Source organism: Pseudomonas sp. C32 (genome assembly GCF_030417915.1).
Lineage (GTDB): Bacteria > Pseudomonadota > Gammaproteobacteria > Pseudomonadales > Pseudomonadaceae > Aquipseudomonas.
Genome location: NZ_JAUHUK010000011.1, coordinates 19,745 through 35,555, shown reverse-complemented (window position 1 = coordinate 35,555; position 15,811 = coordinate 19,745). Strand labels below are relative to the sequence as shown.

The window sequence follows — 15,811 nt, the reverse complement described above, 5'->3', positions numbered from 1 at the left end:
CATTCCCCCCCGGGAAACTTCCTACTTGTCGAAGCTTCGCACAATGCCGGACGTATTCCACAGTATCGGCAAGATATTTCTGAAATGTACCGGGTCGGCACTGGTCCAGAATTGCGCCTCGCGCGCAGGCCCGTCGGCAAGCAGTTCGCCTTCGGCCAGCAGACGCTGAAGCTGGCGCGCCACCGCAGCACCAGTGTCGATCAGGCTGATGTCGGCGGGGATCATCTGCTTGAGCATCGGTTTCAGGAAGGGGTAATGGGTGCAACCAAGGATGAGCGTGTCAGCGCCGGCGGCGAGCAGCGGCTCGACGTATGAGGCCAGCAACTGGCGCAGCGCCGGACTGCGCAGGTCGCCATTTTCAATCAGCTCAACGAGCCCGGGGCACGGTTGGGTAATGACCCGAACATCGGTGGCAAAACGGTCGAGCAACGCGGCAAACTTTGCGCTTTGCAACGTCCCCGTGGTGGCCAGCACTCCGACCACGCCACTGCGGGTCGCGGCGGCGGCCGGCTTGACCGCCGGTTCCATACCGACGATGGGCCACTCGGGATAGTCGCGTCGCAAGTCGGCGACGCCGGCAACGGTTGCCGTGTTGCAGGCCAGCACCAAAGCCTTGGCACCCTGTTGCTGAAAAAATTCAGCCATCATGCTGCAACGCTGCCGGATGAATTCCGGCGTTTTTTCGCCGTAGGGAACGTTGCCGCAATCGGCGACGTACATCAGCGTTTCGTTGGGCAGCAAGCGCTGGATCTCGGCCAGCACCGAGAGCCCACCAACGCCGGAGTCGAACACGCCAATCGGCGCTTCACGCATGTTTCGACCCACAGACGCTACACCCCGGATCACGCTTGACCCGCAACTCACGGAAGCGTGTACCCAAAGCATCAATGAGCAACAGACGCCCCACCAACGGCTCGCCAAAACCGGCCAGCAACTTCAGCGCTTCAAGCGCTTGCAAACTGCCCACCAGCCCCACCAGAGGACCGACTACGCCGGCTTCACTACAGGTCAATTCAGCTTCGCTGCCGTGCCCGTATAAACAGTGGTAGCACGGACTCTCGGGACGGCGCGGGTCGAACACCGAGAGTTGTCCTTCAAGACGAATCGCCGCGCCGCTGACCAGCGGTTTTACCGCGGCCACACAAGCGGCGTTGACCGCTTCGCGGGTGGAGAAATTGTCGGAACAGTCGATCACCAGATCCACCCCGGCCACGGCCGCGGCCAGCGAGTCTTCGTCGAGCGCCGTGCGATGGGCGATCAACCGGACCTCGGGATTGATCGCCGTCAGGCGCTTGATCGCCGAATCGACTTTGCTCAGGCCAACACTGTCGGTGTCGTGAATGATCTGGCGTTGCAGGTTGGTCAGGTCGACCGTGTCGAAGTCCGCCAGGTGCATTTCACCGATGCCCGCGGCGGCCAGGTACAACGCCACCGGCGCACCGAGACCACCGAGGCCGATGATCAACAGGCGGCTGTCTTTGAGCCGCAACTGGCCATCGATGTCGATGTGTTGCAGCAGAATCTGCCGGCTATAGCGCAGCAATTCCTGATCATTCAGCACGGCAGGCGCCCCAGACTGATGCGTTGATGACCGCCCAGATCGGTGCGGCTGTGGACTTCTTCAAACCCGCGGGCCAGTAGCAGATCGCGCACCGCTTCGGCTTGATCATAACCGTGTTCGAGCATCAGCCAGCCACCCGCCTCCAGATGATCCGGTGCCTGGGCGACGATCAGACGCAGATCGTCGAGCCCATCGACACCGGCCACCAGGGCGCTTTCCGGTTCGAAGCGTACATCGCCTTCCACCAGATGCGGATCGGTCGCCGCGATGTACGGCGGATTGCTGATGATGAGTTGAAAACGCTGACCCTCCAGCGCACTGAACCAGTGACTGCTGAGCACCGTGGCGTTGTTCAGGTGCAGGCGCTGGCGATTGCGTTCGGCCAGGGCCACGGCTTCCAGCACGCGATCCACGGCCGTGACTTTCCATGCCGGACGCTCACTGGCCAGGGCCAGGGCAATTGCACCACTGCCAGTGCCGAGATCGAGTACTTTGGTGGGCGTGGCAGGCAACAGTTCCAACGCGGCTTCCACCAGCAACTCGGTGTCGGGACGCGGAATCAGCGTGTGCGGCGCCACCTCCAGATCGAGCTTCCAGAAACCCTGCTGGCCGAGAATATAGGCCACCGGCTCACCGCCGCGACGGCGTTGCAGATACTCGGCAAACGTCTGCGCCGCCTCACTCGGCACGATGCGTTCCGGCCAGGTATGTAAGAAGCTTCGGGACTTGCCCAACGCCGCCGCCAGCAACAATTCGGCGTCCAGACGCGCCGTCGGCGAGTCGGGCAAATCGGCAGCGCGCAACAGACTGGCGATGATTGTCATTTACTCACCTATCGCCGCCAGTTGATCGGCCTGGTATTCGGCCAGCAACGGCTCGATCACCGCATCGACGCCACCGGCGAGGATTTCGTCGAGCGAATACAGCGTCAGGTTGACCCGATGGTCGGTCACCCGGCCCTGGGCAAAGTTGTAAGTGCGGATGCGTTCGGAGCGGTCGCCGGAACCCACCAGCAACTTGCGCTCGCTGGCAATTGCATTAGCCGCAGCGCTGGTCTGCTGGTCGTTGAGCTTGGCCGACAGCCAGGACATCGCGCGGGCGCGGTTCTTGTGCTGCGAACGCTCCTCCTGACATTCGACCACGATGCCGGACGGCAAGTGCGTGATACGGATCGCCGAATCGGTCTTGTTGACGTGCTGACCACCAGCACCGGACGAACGATAGGTATCGACCCGCAGGTCCGCCGGGTTGATCTCGATCGTTTCCTGCTCGTCCGGTTCGGGAAGTACCGCCACGGTGCAGGCCGAGGTGTGAATGCGACCTTGGGACTCGGTCGCCGGAACCCGCTGCACGCGGTGCGCGCCGGATTCGAACTTCAGCTTGCCGTAGACGTTGTCGCCTTCGACCCGGGCGATGACTTCTTTATAGCCACCGTGCTCACCCTCGTTTTCCGAGAGGATCTCCACTCGCCAGCCGCGACGCTCGGCGTAACGCGAATACATGCGGAACAGGTCGCCGGAGAAAATCGCCGCCTCGTCACCGCCGGTGCCGGCGCGGATTTCGAGGAACACGTTGCGCCCGTCGTTCGGATCCTTGGGCAACAGCATGCGTTGCAGGCTGGCTTCCAGTTCGACCAGGCGTTCCTTGGCTTCGCGAACTTCTTCCACGGCCATTTCACGCATGTCCGGGTCGCTGTCCTTGAGCAGTGCCTGGGCCCCTTCGAGGTCGCCCTGCACTTTGAGCAGCTGTTTATAGGTTTCGACGATCGGCTCGACTTCCGCATATTCCTTGGAATAGGTGCGGAATTTGTTCTGATCGGAAATGACCTCGCCATCGCCAAGCAGGGCGGTCAATTCCTCGAAACGGTCCTGGAGGATGTCCAGCTTATTGAGCAGTGACGCTTTCATTGCGGTTTCTTATCCGAAAAGCTATCCGATGAGCCCTCACCGAGGGCAAAGAGTTCCTGGGCCATCGCCAGCGCATCCAGGCGACCTTCGGCAGAGAGCTTTTTCAACTGCACGCTCGGAGCGTGCAACAGTTTGTTGGTCAGGCCACGCGCCAGTTGCACCAGCACGTCTTCGGCGCTGCTGCCGTTGGCCAGCAAGCGCTGGGCCTTCTGCAATTCTTCGTCGCGCAGGCGTTCGCTCTGTTGACGATAGGCCTTGAGCACGTCCACCGCCGCCAGTTCACGCAGGCGCACCATGAAATCTTCGGCACCGACCGAGACCATCTCTTCTGCTGCCTGGGCTGCACCCTGACGGCTCTTGAGGTTCTCGGCGACCACTTCATGGAGATCGTCGACGCTATACAGGTAAACGTCGTCCAACTCGCCGACTTCCGGCTCGATATCGCGCGGTACGGCAATGTCGACCATGAAGATCGGCTTGTGCTTGCGCAGCTTCAGCGCGCTTTCCACCGCGCCTTTACCCAGGATCGGCAACTGGCTGGCGGTGGAACTGATGACGATGTCGCTGCGTACCAGTTCCGCCGGAATGTCCGAGAGCAACACCGCATGAGCGCCGAACTGTTCGGCCAGGATGCTGGCGCGCTCCAGGGTGCGGTTGGCGACGACAATGCGCTTCACACCCAGGTCATGCAGATGGCGGGCGACCAACGTGATGGTCTCGCCCGCACCGATCAACAAGGCCTGGCTGCGTTGCAAATCGCTGAAAATCTGTTTCGCCAGGCTCACCGCAGCAAACGCCACGGACACCGGGTTCTCGCCGATGGCGGTGTCCGTGCGCACTTGCTTGGCCGCATTGAACGTCGCCTGGAACAATCGCCCGAGCAACGGCCCGACCGTACCGGCCTCACGGGCCACGGCATAGGCCGACTTCATCTGACCGAGAATCTGCGGCTCGCCCAACACCAGCGAATCGAGCCCGGAGGCGACCCGCATCATGTGACGAACTGCCGCATCGTCCTCGTGCACATAAGCGCTTTGGCGCAACTCTTCGAAGCTCAAATGATGATAATCGGCCAGCCAGCGCAGAACGACGTCCGCCGACAGGTGATCCTGTTCTATATAGAGTTCACTGCGATTGCAGGTGGAGAGGATCGCAGCTTCGCGGCTGTCGGTGAGTCGGCAGAGCTGCTGCAGGGCCTCCACCAGTTGCTCAGGGGTAAAAGCCACGCGCTCGCGGACGTCTACTGAAGCAGTCTTGTGGTTAATACCGAGTGCAAGGAAGGCCATTCAAAGTCGCTGATGGTGACGTGAAGCCGGCAATTGTCCTACTTCGACGGAAACAGAACAACTACTCGATCTCTATCGTCTTGGTAGACAACGTCGACGTTGCGAGCCGTTCTCGTTTACCCGAACGACAGGGCTTCTGTAGTGCTGCCGTAGGCTGCGATCTTTTGATCCTGATTTCGGCGTACTTGAAGACGCCAAAAGATCGCAGCCTACCGCAGCGCCTACACGGGACCTGTAACATCGGGAAAATGCCGGGGCGGTTATGTTTGGCCGAAAGCTTGTGTCATGATGATCCGACCGCAGGTTAGTCGTCCTCTTCCTATATGAATAGATCCTCCGCGTTGCTCCTCGCTCTTGTCTTCCTCAGCGGCTGCCAGGCCTTGGCTCCCGTTTCGTCCGACGGTACGCCGCCGGCTGAAGACAGCGCGCCGGCCCCTGAAAAGCCCAAGGTCTACAGCTCGTTCAGCGAAGACACCGTCTTCAGCCTGCTGAGCGCGGAGCTGGCTGGCCAGCGCAATCGTTTCGACATTGCCCTGGACAACTATGTGACCCAGGCCATCAAAACCCAGGATCCGGGCGTTTCCGAGCGGGCATTTCGTATTGCCGAGTACCTTGGCGCCGATCAGGCAGCCCTCGATACCGCGCTGATCTGGGCCAAAAACGCCCCGAACGACCTCGAGGCGCAGCGCGCTGCGGCTGTACAACTGGCACGCGCCGGGCGTTATGACGACTCCATGGTCTATATGGAGAAAGTCCTGCTGGGCAAGGGCGATACCCATTTCGACTTCCTCGCGCTTGCGGCGGCCGACACCGATCAGGATACCCGCACCGGTCTGAAGAACAGCTTCGACCGACTGCTGCTGCGTCATCCGAACAACAGCCAGCTGATTTTCGGCAAGGCCTTGCTGATGCAGCAAGATGGCGACGCCAAAGGCGCATTGACCCTGCTCGAAGACAACCCGCCGGACGATGGCGAAATCGCCCCGATCCTGCTGCGCGCACGCCTGCTGCAGACCATGGGTCGCGGCGACGAAGCCCTGCCGCTGCTGAAAAAAAGCATCAAGAAGTACCCGGACGACAAACGCTTGCGCCTGACTTACGCACGCATGCTGGTCGAACAGGACCGCATGGACGACGCCAAAGCCGAATTCTCCAGCCTGGTTCAGCAATACCCGGACGACGACGATTTGCGTTATTCGCTGGCGCTGGTTTGCCTCGAAGCCAAGGCATGGGAAGAAGCCAAAGGCTACCTGGAAGACTTGATTGCCCGGGACAGCCACGTCGACTCCGCACACCTGAACCTCGGTCGCATCGCTGAAGAGCGCAACGACCCGCAAGGCGCACTGATCGAGTACGACCAGGTCGGCCCGGGCAACGATTACCTGCCGGCACAATTGCGCCAGGCCGATATCCTGATGAACAACGGCAGGACCGCCGAAGCCCAACGCAAGCTGGCAGCGGAGCGCGACGAACAACCGGATTACGTGATCCAGTTGTACCTGATCGAAGCTGAAACCCTGTCCGCCAACAATCAGGGCGACAAGGCCTGGAACGTGTTGCAACAAGCCCTGGAGAAATACCCGGACGATTTGAATCTGCTCTATACCCGGGCCATGCAGGCGGAAAAACGCAACGACCTGGCGCAGATGGAAAAGGACCTGCGGCAGATCATCAAACGCGACCCGGACAACGCCATGGCGCTGAACGCTCTCGGTTACACCCTGTCTGACAGGACGACGCGTTACGCCGAAGCCAAGGCCCTGATCGAACAAGCCCACAAAATCAATCCCGAAGACCCGGCGGTCCTCGACAGCCTCGGCTGGGTCAATTTCCGCCTGGGCAATTACGACGAAGCCGAGCGCCTGTTACGCCAAGCGCTGGAGCGCTTCCCCGATCAGGAAGTCGCCGCTCACCTGGGTGAAGTCCTGTGGGCCAATGGCAAGCAACGCGAAGCCAAACAGGTCTGGAGCAAATTCCTCAAGGAACAACCCGACAGCCCAACCCTGCGCGGTACCATCAAGCGCCTGACCGGATCAGAGACTCTTTAAAATCATGTTTTTGCGCCACTTCATCGTTATCAGCTTCATCGCCCTGCTCGCCGGTTGCGCGGGCATCGGTCCACGCGAATCGGTCGAGGGTCACGGCAACCCGGCCCTTTGGCGCGAGCACAAACAGCAACTGACCAGCCTCGACGGCTGGCAGATCGACGGCAAGATCGGCATTCGCGCCCCCAAGGATTCAGGCAGCGGCACGCTGTTCTGGTTGCAGCGCCAGGATTACTACGACATCCGCCTCTCCGGCCCGCTGGGTCGCGGCGCGGCACGCCTGACCGGGCGCCCGGGAAAAGTGTCGCTGGAAGTCGCCAATCAGGGGCGATACGAGGCGCCGAACCCGGAAATCCTGCTTGAAGAACAGATGGGCTGGAAATTGCCGGTGTCCAACCTGGCCTGGTGGGTGCGTGGGCTCCCCGCTCCCGACAGCAAAAGTCGCCTGACACTGGATGCCGACAGTCGCCTGGCCAGCCTCGAACAGGATGGCTGGAAGGTCCAATACACCTCGTACACACAACAAAACGGTTTCTGGTTGCCCGAGCGCATCAAGCTGAGCGGCGCCGACCTTGATGTCACGTTGGTGGTCAAGGTCTGGCAACCGCGCAAACTGGGGCAATGACATGCCGGCCAACCGCCTGACCCTGCCCTCCCCGGCCAAACTCAATTTGATGCTGCACATTCTCGGTCGCCGTGAAGACGGCTACCACGAATTGCAGACAATGTTTCAGTTCCTCGATTACGGTGACGAAATCACCTACGCACTGCGCGATGACGGTGTCATTCAACTGCACACCGAATTCGAGGGCGTCCCCCACGACAGCAACCTGATCGTCAAAGCGGCCAGACAACTTCAGGAACAATCCGGTTGTTCGCTGGGCGTCGACATCTGGATCGAGAAAATCCTGCCCATGGGCGGCGGCATCGGTGGCGGCAGTTCGAATGCGGCAACGACGCTGCTTGGACTCAATCATCTCTGGCACCTGGGCTGGGACGAGGACCGGCTGGCCGCACTGGGTTTGACACTGGGCGCCGACGTTCCGGTTTTCGTGCGTGGCCATGCGGCTTTCGCCGAAGGTGTTGGCGAGAAACTGACCCCTGTCGACCCGGAAGAACCGTGGTATCTCGTGCTCGTACCGCAAGTCTCTGTTAGTACGGCAGAAATTTTTTCAGATCCGTTGTTGACACGTAACACTCCTCCCATTAAAGTGCGCCCCGTTCCCAAGGGAAACAGTCGAAATGACTGCTTGCCGGTGGTAACAAGGCGTTATCCAGAAGTACGTAACGCTTTGAATTTGTTAGGTAAATTTACCGAAGCAAAACTCACCGGAACTGGAAGTTGTGTGTTTGGGGGCTTCCCAAGCAAAGCTGAAGCTGATAAAGTCTCGGCCCTTCTTACAGAGACCCTTACAGGGTTTGTAGCAAAAGGAAGCAACGTTTCGATGTTGCATCGCAAGCTGCAAAGTCTGCTCTAAAGGAACCGATTACTGGGTAATCGTTGCAACAGATACAGGGGCGTCGCCAAGCGGTAAGGCAGCAGGTTTTGATCCTGCCATGCGTTGGTTCGAATCCAGCCGCCCCTGCCATTTTCTATACTCATCCAGGTTACCCTCAGCCTCTAGGTACTGCGCGTGTCCAAGATGATGGTCTTTACGGGGAACGCTAACCCCGATCTGGCTCGACGTGTCGTACGTCAGCTGCATATCCCTCTCGGTGACATCTCTGTCGGTAAGTTTTCCGACGGCGAAATCACAGCCGAGATCAATGAAAACGTCCGCGGTAAAGACGTCTTCATTATTCAGCCGACTTGCGCTCCGACCAACGATAACCTGATGGAACTGGTAGTGATGGCTGATGCCTTCCGCCGCTCCTCGGCTACTCGTATCACTGCTGTTATTCCTTACTTTGGTTATGCCCGTCAGGATCGCCGTCCGCGTTCCGCACGTGTGGCTATCAGCGCGAAAGTCGTTGCTGACATGCTTACCGTAGTCGGCATCGACCGTGTTCTCACGGTTGATCTGCATGCTGACCAAATCCAGGGTTTCTTCGATATTCCGGTAGATAACATCTACGGCTCCCCGGTTCTGGTGGATGACATTGAAGATCAGCGCTTCGAAAACCTGATGATCGTATCCCCGGACATTGGTGGCGTCGTGCGTGCACGTGCCGTTGCCAAATCCCTGGGCGTAGATCTCGGGATCATCGACAAACGCCGTGAGAAAGCCAATCACTCTGAAGTGATGCATATCATCGGTGATGTCGAAGGGCGTACCTGTATTCTGGTCGATGACATGGTCGATACCGCCGGCACTTTGTGCCACGCGGCAAAGGCCTTGAAAGAGCATGGCGCTGCCAAGGTTTTCGCTTACTGCACGCACCCTGTGCTGTCCGGTCGGGCGATCGAAAACATTGAAAATTCCGTGCTGGACGAGCTGGTGGTGACCAACACCATCCCGCTGTCCGCTGCAGCACAAGCCTGTGCGCGTATCCGCCAACTGGATATCGCACCGGTAGTTGCCGAGGCGGTCCGCCGCATCAGCAATGAAGAATCGATCAGTGCGATGTTCCGCTAAGGGCCCTGCCCTTCTCGAAATGTCTCGTTGACGAAAAGCGCCCCGCCCCGGCATTCCTGTCGGGGCGGGGCTTTTTTGCCCATATCGCCTTTAGCGCTGGTCGCAAACGCTGGGGCGAGTGTGGTTATTTTGGAGATACAACATGAACGATTTTACCCTGAATGCTGAAGTGCGTTCCGACCTGGGGAAAGGTGCGAGCCGCCGCCTGCGTCGTCTCGCCGCCCTGGTTCCAGCTGTAGTTTACGGTGGCGAAAAAGCCCCTGAATCCATCAGCATGCTGGCCAAAGAAGTTGCCAAACTGCTCGAAAACGAAGCGGCTTACAGCCACATCATCGAGCTGAACGTTGGTGGCACCAAGCAGAACGTCGTGATCAAAGCCCTGCAGCGTCACCCGGCCAAAGGCCACGTGATGCACGCTGACTTCGTACGCGTAGTCGCTGGCCAGAAACTGACCGCTATCGTTCCAGTGCACTTCATCAACGAAGAAGCACCGACCAAGAAAGGCGGCGAAATCTCGCACGTTGTTGCAGAGATCGAAGTTTCCTGCCTGCCGAAAGATCTGCCTGAGTTCATCGAAGTCGACCTGGCTAACGCTGAAATCGGTTCGATCATTCACCTGTCGGACCTCAAAGCCCCTAAAGGCGTTGAGTTTGTTGCTCTGGCACACGGCGATGACAAGGCTGTTGCCAACGTCCACGCTCCACGTGTTGCTCCAGAAGCTGCAGAAGGCGCTGCAGAGTAATTTTACTCTGTACGCCGGAGTGATCGGAAACATCGCGGACTAGAGCGTAGCGAGAAAGCGGGCGAGAACGCGGAGTTTACATCATGGTAAATGAGCAATTTTCGTCCACTTTCGCCGCTCTCCCTAATTGCGGCGATGTTATCCACCACTCCAAGGAAGGGCCCCTATCGTGACTGCCATCAAACTGATCGTTGGCCTGGGTAATCCAGGTGCTGAATACGAACAGACCCGGCATAACGCAGGGGCCCTTTTTGTTGAGCGCATCGCGAACGCACAAGGCGTAAACCTTGTGGCGGACCGCAAATATTTTGGCCTGACCGGGCGCTACTCGCACCAGGGTCAGGATGTTCGTCTGCTGATTCCCACCACGTACATGAACCGCAGCGGCCAGGCCGTCGCGGCACTCGCCGGTTTCTTCCGCATCAAGCCTGAAGAAATCCTCGTGGCACATGACGAACTCGACCTGCCACCCGGCGTTGCCAAGCTCAAGCAGGGCGGCGGCCATGGCGGTCATAACGGGTTGCGCGACATCATTGCGCAACTGGGCAATCAGAATACGTTCTACCGTCTGCGGCTTGGCATCGGCCACCCGGGCGTCGCCAGTATGGTTTCAAATTTCGTCCTGGGTCGTGCGCCACGCGCCGAACAGGAAAAACTCGATGCCAGCATCGACTTTGCCCTCGGCGTGCTGCCGGATATCCTCGCCGGGGAATGGAACCGCGCGATGAAAAACCTGCACAGCCAGAAGGCCTGACTCTTATCCGAGGGGAAACACCATGGGATTCAATTGCGGCATCGTCGGCCTGCCTAACGTCGGCAAGTCCACCCTGTTCAACGCCCTGACCAAATCCGGTATCGCGGCCGAGAACTTCCCCTTCTGCACCATCGAGCCGAACAGCGGCATCGTGCCGATGCCGGATCCGCGCCTGGAAGCCTTGGCAGCCATCGTCAATCCGAAGCGCATCCTGCCGACCACCATGGAATTCGTCGATATCGCGGGCCTGGTTGCCGGCGCGTCGAAAGGTGAAGGCCTGGGCAACAAGTTTTTGGCCAACATCCGTGAAACCGATGCCATCGCCCATGTGGTCCGCTGCTTCGAAGACGAGAACGTGATTCACGTCTCCAACAGCGTCGATCCGAAACGCGACATCGAAATCATCGACCTGGAACTGATCTTCGCCGACCTCGACAGCTGCGAGAAGCAACTGCAGAAAGTCGCGCGCAATGCCAAGGGCGGTGACAAGGATGCAGTGGTCCAGAAAGGCCTGCTGGAGCAATTGATCGCTCACTTCACCGAAGGCAAGCCTGCGCGCAGCCTGATGAAGAACCTGAGCACCGACGAGAAAGCGGTGATCAAGGGTTTCCACCTGCTGACCACCAAACCGGTCATGTACATCGCCAACGTCGCTGAAGACGGTTTCGAGAACAACCCGCACCTGGACGTTGTTCGCGCCATCGCCGAAGAAGAAGGCGCCGTGGTTGTACCCGTGTGCAACAAGATCGAAGCGGAAATCGCCGAGCTCGATGACGGCGAAGAGAAAGACATGTTCCTCGAAGCCCTGGGCCTCGAAGAGCCTGGCCTGAACCGCGTGATCCGCGCCGGTTACGAAATGCTGCACCTGCAAACCTACTTCACCGCCGGTGTCGAAGAAGTCCGCGCCTGGACCGTCCGCGTCGGTGCCACCGCACCACAAGCCGCTGGCGTGATCCACACCGACTTCGAAAAAGGCTTCATCCGCGCCGAAGTGATCGCCTACAACGACTTCATCCAGTACAAGGGCGAAGCCGGTACCAAAGAAGCCGGTAAATGGCGTCTGGAAGGCAAGGACTACATCGTTAAAGACGGCGACGTGATGCACTTCCGTTTCAACGTGTAAGCCACACGCCCAAGAAAAAGCCGCGTTTGATACGCGGCTTTTTCTTGCATGGAATTCCTGTAGGAGCCGGCTTGCTGGCGAAGAACGATAACGCGGTATCAGGTAGACCGCAGCGCAGCTATCGCCAGCAAGCCGGCTCCTACAGGGTGATTCAGGCTTTTTTTGTTCTAGGCAGGAAAATCGCCAGCACGCCCAGCAACGGCAAAAACGAACACAGGAAATACACGTACTCGATGCCGTGAATATCCGCCAGATGCCCCAGCAACGCCGCGCCAATCCCGCCAAAACCAAACATCAAACCGAAGAATATCCCGGCAATCATCCCGACATTGCCCGGCACCAGTTCCTGGGCGTACACAACAATCGCCGAGAACGCCGAGGCGAGGATGAAGCCGATGACCACGCTCAGAACACTGGTCCAGAACAGGTCGACATGGGGCAGCAACAACGTGAATGGCGCGACGCCGAGGATCGAGAACCAGATCACCGCCTTACGCCCGATCTTGTCGCCGATCGGCCCACCGAAGAAGGTCCCCGCCGCCACCGCGCCGAGAAACAGGAACAGATGCAATTGCGAACTGGCCACCGACAGATCGAACTTCTCGATCAGGTAAAAGGTGAAATAACTGGTGAGGCTGGACATGTAGAAGTACTTGGAGAACACCAGCAACCCGAGCACCACCAGCGCACTGGTCACGCGCCCCTTGGACAAGCCGTGAGTCGCCGCCTGGCCCTGCTTTAGCTTGAACAGGTTCAAGTGATCGGCGTACCAGCGACTGATGCGGTACAGCACGAACAGCGCAAACACCGCGAACAACCCGAACCACGCCACATGACCCTGGCCGTAAGGAATGATGATCGCCGCCGCCAGCAATGGACCGAGTGCCGACCCCGCGTTACCGCCCACCTGAAAAGTCGATTGCGCCAACCCGAAGCGCCCGCCCGAGGCCAGTCGCGCCACACGGGACGCTTCCGGGTGAAAGGTCGACGAGCCGATGCCGATCAACCCTGCCGCGAGCAGGATCATCGGGAAGCTGCCCACCACCGACATCATCACAATCCCGACCAAAGTGCAGACGGTCCCGGCCGGCAGTAGCCACGGCTTGGGATGGCGGTCGGTGTGGTAGCCCACCCAAGGCTGCAGCAGCGAGGCGGTCAGTTGAAACGTCAGGGTGATCAGCCCGACCTGGGTGAACGTCAGGCCGTAGTTGGCTTTGAGCATTGGATAGATCGACGGCAGCACTGACTGAATCAAGTCGTTGATCAAATGCGCCAGCGCCACCGCGCCGATGATGCGCATGACCAAAGGGCTGCTTTGAGGAGAAGCGGACGCCGGCACTGAACCGGTCTGGGCATTGCTGATAGCCATGAAAGTTTCCAAACAACAGAGGGGTGCAAACGGGCAGGTCGCCAATGTGCCATTTTTCAGTGCAGCAACGCCATCCCCTTAGCCTGCTAACGACCTTGTATTTCACTTCGCAATAGCTAGTAGCGCAGTGCCATGGTCTGAATCTTGCCTTGCTTGTCTGCTTCAACGCGGCCTCCTTACAAAGGGGGCCGAGAATGGGAAGTTTCGCCACAGAGTCGGCCTACAGAGCTGGCGAGGGTGAACTTTCGAGGCCTTTTAAAGGGCACTAGCCGGGGATCGCAATGACCACGGCGCACGCCAATGGTGCGTGGTGTCCAGAGGAGTCATGGGGCATGCAGGCTTTTTTATCACCGGGGATCGGGCTGCTGGGGCGGTTTGGCTTCGCACGCAAATTTCAGCTGTTGTTTCTACTGTTTATCCTGCCACTGGCCGGCAGCCTGTGGATGATCGGCCAGGACTACCGCGACAAACTGAACCTGATCAGCGGCGAACGCGCCGGGGTACGCCAGCTGCTCGCGCTCGATGCGCTGGACAATCTGCTCTCCGCCCAACGCGATCGTGCCGCCCGTTGGCGCGCGACTGAAACCAATCGCCAACCAACGCCCGCGACACTCGCTGCGATGGCCGCGTTTGATGCCGTTCAGCCCGCTGTCACTCAAGCCACCTCGGAGCTGGGCAACACCTTGCAAACAGAAGGTGCCGAAAACGAAATCCTGACCCGCTACCAAACCCTGCAAACCGCCCTCGCCGGCCTCGACTCGAAAAGCCTCGGCAGCGTGGGTTGGTGGCCGGACGGTTATGATCGCTTCACCCGCGCCTTGAGCGCCCTGCAAGCATTGCGCGAACAGATCGTGATGGACAACCGCCTGACGCTCGCGCCGTGGCTGGAAACGTATTTGCTGACGCAGATTTCCACCCAGCACGCACCGGACCTGATCGAGCGTGTCGGTCGCTTGGCAGCGGTGGGCCAGGCGTCAGTGGTGTCCGGGCAGTTCACCCTGCAAAGTCGTTTGCAATTGCGCGACTTGCGCAGCCGCATTGGCGACGCACGGGAACAGCTGGTCAAAACGGCGGGGTTGCTCGAAGCGCGGTTGCCTGACGAGCTGCAAACCTGGAGCGGGCAGTATCAGGACAGTCTCAAACACCTTGATGCAGGCCTGAAGGTTCTTGATGACGGCGTCTTCGGCGGCAGCATCACCCTCAAGCCCGACGACTTCGAGCGCAGTCTCGATGCGTTGCTCGCTGACCTCGCCTCGCTACGCCAGCAGTCGCTGGTGTCGCTGGATCAACGCCTGGATTTTTACCATGACTCGGCGATCCGTCAGTTCATCGTTGTGGCGACCACGTTAGGCTGCCTGCTGCTGGCAGCGCTGTATCTGTTCATCTGCTTGCAGGCGTCGATCCGGCGCAGCGCCAGCGGCATCACCGTGCTCGCTGAAGCCTTGCGCGACGGCAATCTGAGCGTGCAGGTGCCCGTTCAGGGCCGGGACGAACTGGCGGCCATCAGCACCGCCCTGAACGTCGCCGTGGTGCAACTTCGTACCAGTCTGCAAGGGGTGGATCACGAAACCCTGCAATTGAGCAACGCGGTGCAAACCCTCAATCATCATTCCAGCGATGCTTTGAGTGAAGTCGAAGCCCAGCAATTGCAGATCAGCCAGATTGCCGCTGCAGCAACGCAATTGGCCGCGACCTCTCAAGGCGTGGCGCACAGTTGTGAACAGGCCTCCGGCAGCGCTCAGAATACCCGCCGCATTGCCGCTGACAGCAGCCGAGACAGTCAACGCACTACCGCGAGCATCCAGCAGCTCAATCAACGCCTGAACGAAACGGCCGCGGCGCTCGGCCGGGTCAGTGAGCAAGGGCAACAGATTCAACTGGTGGTCGACACCATTCGCGGCGTCGCCGAGCAGACCAATCTGCTGGCATTGAACGCCGCTATCGAAGCAGCACGCGCTGGTGAACAGGGTCGCGGTTTTGCGGTGGTGGCCGATGAAGTGCGCAGCCTGTCGCAACGTACGCAATCGTCGACCGCGCAGATTGCCGGCACCGTAGATAGCCTGCGCAACACGGTGAACGAAGCCGTCAGCCTGATGGAAGCCGCTTGTGGCCAGGCACAATCCGATGCACAAGCGGTGACCGGCCTTGGTGAGCGTTTGGGGGAAATCGCCAGCGCCGTGCAGAGCGTCACCGACACCCTGGCGCAGATCGCCACGGCGGTAGAGGAACAAGCCAGCACGGCCGATGAGGTCAGCAGCAACATCCAGCAAGTCGATCAAGCGGCGCTACGCCTGCTCGAAGGTGCGCGTGCGGTGAACCAGGCAGCGGATACGTTGAGCCATGGCAGCAAGGCCTTGAGTGCCAATACGGGGAGATTTCAGCTCAATTGATGCCCTGCTCCGAGCTGTTTTTTCGGCTCAGGAGGATAAGCGGTTGAAAGCGTAGAGA

At 59.5% G+C, this 15,811-nt stretch carries 14 protein-coding genes and 1 tRNA gene; 9 read left to right on the top strand and 6 right to left on the bottom strand.

Going from position 1 to position 15,811, the window contains the following annotated elements:
- Positions 1–21: 21 nt before the first annotated feature.
- From murI to hemA, 5 genes are read right to left on the bottom strand one after another with little or no spacing between them, the layout of a single operon-like run.
- Positions 22–813: a glutamate racemase gene (murI, locus tag QYH43_RS14205; protein ID WP_301157247.1), complete on the bottom strand. Its 792-nt coding sequence runs from the start codon at positions 811–813 to the stop codon at positions 22–24.
- A complete protein-coding gene (locus QYH43_RS14200; protein ID WP_095060007.1) occupies positions 806–1,561 on the bottom strand; it encodes a molybdopterin-synthase adenylyltransferase MoeB in 756 nt (251 codons plus the stop codon). Before QYH43_RS14200 ends, murI begins: the two co-directional genes overlap by 8 nt.
- Positions 1,555–2,385 (bottom strand): peptide chain release factor N(5)-glutamine methyltransferase, encoded by an 831-nt coding sequence (gene prmC / locus QYH43_RS14195; protein WP_095060009.1) that lies wholly within the window; start codon positions 2,383–2,385, stop codon positions 1,555–1,557. The genes QYH43_RS14200 and prmC overlap by 7 nt, the downstream gene beginning before the upstream one ends.
- Complete coding sequence (gene prfA, locus QYH43_RS14190) at positions 2,386–3,468, bottom strand: peptide chain release factor 1 (protein ID WP_095060011.1); 1,083 nt, start codon at positions 3,466–3,468, stop codon at positions 2,386–2,388.
- On the bottom strand, positions 3,465–4,754 hold the full coding sequence (gene hemA / locus QYH43_RS14185) for a glutamyl-tRNA reductase (RefSeq protein WP_095060013.1): 1,290 nt from the start codon (positions 4,752–4,754) through the stop codon (positions 3,465–3,467). Before hemA ends, prfA begins: the two co-directional genes overlap by 4 nt.
- A 323-nt stretch (positions 4,755–5,077) precedes the next feature.
- On the opposite strand from hemA, the gene QYH43_RS14180 reads away from it, so the two are divergent.
- The 8 genes from QYH43_RS14180 (at position 5,078) to ychF (ending at position 11,994) form a co-directional block, all read left to right on the top strand.
- On the top strand, positions 5,078–6,802 hold the full coding sequence (locus tag QYH43_RS14180) for a tetratricopeptide repeat protein (RefSeq protein ID WP_095060015.1): 1,725 nt from the start codon (positions 5,078–5,080) through the stop codon (positions 6,800–6,802).
- A gap of 4 nt (positions 6,803–6,806) precedes the next feature.
- A complete protein-coding gene (gene lolB, locus QYH43_RS14175; protein WP_301157246.1) occupies positions 6,807–7,424 on the top strand; it encodes a lipoprotein insertase outer membrane protein LolB in 618 nt (205 codons plus the stop codon).
- A 1-nt stretch (position 7,425) separates the two neighbouring features.
- On the top strand, positions 7,426–8,277 hold the full coding sequence (gene ispE / locus QYH43_RS14170) for a 4-(cytidine 5'-diphospho)-2-C-methyl-D-erythritol kinase (protein ID WP_301157245.1): 852 nt from the start codon (positions 7,426–7,428) through the stop codon (positions 8,275–8,277).
- A gap of 36 nt (positions 8,278–8,313) precedes the next feature.
- A tRNA-Gln gene (locus QYH43_RS14165) sits at positions 8,314–8,388 on the top strand.
- 45 nt (positions 8,389–8,433) lie between these two features.
- Complete coding sequence (locus QYH43_RS14160) at positions 8,434–9,375, top strand: ribose-phosphate pyrophosphokinase (protein ID WP_003171603.1); 942 nt, start codon at positions 8,434–8,436, stop codon at positions 9,373–9,375.
- A gap of 142 nt (positions 9,376–9,517) precedes the next feature.
- Entirely contained in the window at positions 9,518–10,117 is a 600-nt protein-coding gene (locus QYH43_RS14155) for a 50S ribosomal protein L25/general stress protein Ctc (protein WP_056726277.1), read from the top strand.
- A 169-nt stretch (positions 10,118–10,286) separates the two neighbouring features.
- Positions 10,287–10,871 (top strand): aminoacyl-tRNA hydrolase, encoded by a 585-nt coding sequence (gene pth, locus QYH43_RS14150; RefSeq protein WP_008037207.1) that lies wholly within the window; start codon positions 10,287–10,289, stop codon positions 10,869–10,871.
- 22 nt (positions 10,872–10,893) lie between these two features.
- Complete coding sequence (gene ychF / locus QYH43_RS14145) at positions 10,894–11,994, top strand: redox-regulated ATPase YchF (protein ID WP_095060021.1); 1,101 nt, start codon at positions 10,894–10,896, stop codon at positions 11,992–11,994.
- 151 nt (positions 11,995–12,145) lie between these two features.
- Here ychF and QYH43_RS14140 read toward each other — a convergent pair whose 3' ends face one another.
- On the bottom strand, positions 12,146–13,363 hold the full coding sequence (locus tag QYH43_RS14140; RefSeq protein WP_095060023.1) for an MFS transporter: 1,218 nt from the start codon (positions 13,361–13,363) through the stop codon (positions 12,146–12,148).
- Positions 13,364–13,695: 332 nt separating this feature from the next.
- On the opposite strand from QYH43_RS14140, the gene QYH43_RS14135 reads away from it, so the two are divergent.
- Entirely contained in the window at positions 13,696–15,753 is a 2,058-nt protein-coding gene (locus QYH43_RS14135; protein WP_301157244.1) for a methyl-accepting chemotaxis protein, read from the top strand.
- Positions 15,754–15,811: the final 58 nt, after the last annotated feature.